Consider the following 2005-nt stretch of genomic DNA (forward strand, 5'->3'; position numbering starts at 1 on the left):
GGGGCTCCACCAGAACCCACAGACCATCAGGAACCAGACGAGAAGAGAGGTCACCGGCCACAGACAGCATCATGCCCGACGCCGATCAAGCCACGTGAGACACCCTCTAAGTCGCGTCTGAAACAAGACAGAGTTGCGTCTAATGTAGGGCAAAACGTCGTATTCGAATCGAATACTAATTTCGGTGATATTTGCGGAATCGAGAGGGGTGTCAAGCCGATCCGTCCCTTGCGTCAAAACTGCCTGGCTCATACGCTTCCGATGGATAGAGCTGGCGCACCGGCCCCCTCTGTGCGGTGTGAAACGAAAAATTCGACGTCGAAGGAAAAGATTTCCATAGGTTGAGCCCTGCGCAGGCAGGTGCACGAACGGTGAACACGAGGACGGATCTCTTTGTTTGGGAGAAAAACAGTCCGCGCTATCTTATTAGCGTCGGCCACACTTGCTGCCGTGGTAATCCCCGCAGGCCAGGCGAATGCCGAAATATCGTACACCGATAATCAGTGCAGTTCGTCGACAAGGTGCTTCGCCATTTTCTTCAACAGCATGTCATACGGCGCGTACTTCAACAACCCTTGCTTCACCACCAACAAGAGCGAGTATTCACACCTTGGGTATGACTACGCGCAGTACCAGGTTCGTTACCAATTCAACTACGGTTACGGTTTCGGTTGGGACTATGGAGAACTGCCGTACGGAGGAAAGTGCACTCCCTCCGACCCCGGATCCGGATGGAGCGTGAAGAACAATGCTGCCGGGGCGGCCAACAGCGACTCCGCTTCTCATCGGGTGTACTACAACACCGGTTACGGCGGTGTCTATCAGACCGTCGAGAGCGGCAACAGCGAGAACTTCATGTCGTCCCTGAAGAACGAGAATGCGAGCAGTAAGAGGCTGTGATGACGATACGACGTTACCTCACCACTCCCGTTGCCGTAGTCTCGCTGGCGCTGTTGGCTGCTGGCTGTGGCCAGCAGCAGGCCGGTGGTATCAAGGTGGCGACCGGGGACGACGGCCAGACGGCCGAGTCGGCCCCCTATACGCCGAAGGTCGTGAAGGAGAACTGGCCCGAGAAGGTGCCCACCCGCGGCCTGACCAAGGGTATGGTGTTGCCGCTGGAGAAGTACATGGTCTCCTACGCCGAGGAAATCGCCCTCCAGCAGGCCCGTGACAACGCCGAGATCACCTGCATGCGACGCTACGGGTTCACCAACTGGCGCACCGAGGACCGGGGAACATCTCCGCCGGTGGCTGACAATGCCTCCAACATGCCTCGCCGCTACGGCCTAAGCGACCTGGCCGAGGCGAAGAAGCACGGCCACCACCTGCCTGACCACAGTCAGGGCAGCACCCCGGTGCCGGGACAGGACACTCCCGAGGCCAACACCGTCCTATTCGGCAAGAAAAAAGGCGAAGAGGTCACCTCCTTCAAGGGTAAGGATCTTCCCGATGGAGGTTGCATGGGTGAGGTGGGCCGCGCGGTCGGAAACTTCGACATGGATCTCGTCGAGCGCCTCAACGGTGAGAGTTTCGAACGCTCCCAGCAGGCGCCTGCGGTCAAGGATGCCATGGCGCAATGGGCATCCTGCATGAAGAGCCGTGAGTACCAGGTGAACACCGTCTGGGATGTCACCAAGGTGGTCGAAAACCTAGGAGAAGCATCCAACGACGAAGGCATCAAGATCGCCACGGCCGAGGTCGAATGCAAACAGCAGACCGACCTAATTGAAATCTGGTTCAACGAGGAAACCAAGATCCAAAAGAAGATCATCACGGATAATCAGGCAGCTCTCAACGGCGTCCAAGTTCGCCAGGACAAGACCTTGAGCAAGACAGTCGGAATCAACAAAGCAGCAGGCCAGTAAGAGAATGAGCCCTTCCCAGTAATGGATCGTGACGTTGCGTGATCGTTCAGATGGTGCGGTCGTATTCGAGTTGGAGCAGGACGAGGGCTGCGGCGGCGATCTTCGTGATACGGCTGGGGTCGAGGCTGACCCTGCGCAGG

At 57.6% G+C, this 2005-nt stretch carries 2 protein-coding genes and 1 pseudogene; 2 read left to right on the plus strand and 1 reads right to left on the minus strand.

Annotated elements, in window-relative coordinates; all coding sequences use genetic code 11:
- Nucleotides 1-738 precede the first annotated feature (738 nt).
- Together AC2CJA_RS26360 and AC2CJA_RS26365 are read left to right on the plus strand one after the other, a co-directional pair.
- Complete coding sequence (locus AC2CJA_RS26360; protein ID WP_484605169.1) at nt 739-900, plus strand: hypothetical protein; 162 nt, start codon at nt 739-741, stop codon at nt 898-900.
- Nucleotides 900-1865 carry a hypothetical protein gene (locus tag AC2CJA_RS26365; RefSeq protein ID WP_484605170.1) on the plus strand — a complete coding sequence of 322 codons (966 nt, stop codon included), beginning with the start codon at nt 900-902 and terminating at the stop codon, nt 1863-1865. Before AC2CJA_RS26360 ends, AC2CJA_RS26365 begins: the two co-directional genes overlap by 1 nt.
- 46 nt (nt 1866-1911) lie before the next feature.
- On the opposite strand, the pseudogene AC2CJA_RS26370 reads toward AC2CJA_RS26365, so the two are convergent.
- Nucleotides 1912-2005: pseudogene (locus AC2CJA_RS26370) on the minus strand (IS5/IS1182 family transposase); the annotation flags it as partial.

The sequence above is a fragment of the Streptomyces sp. ATLC9 genome (assembly GCF_057196705.1).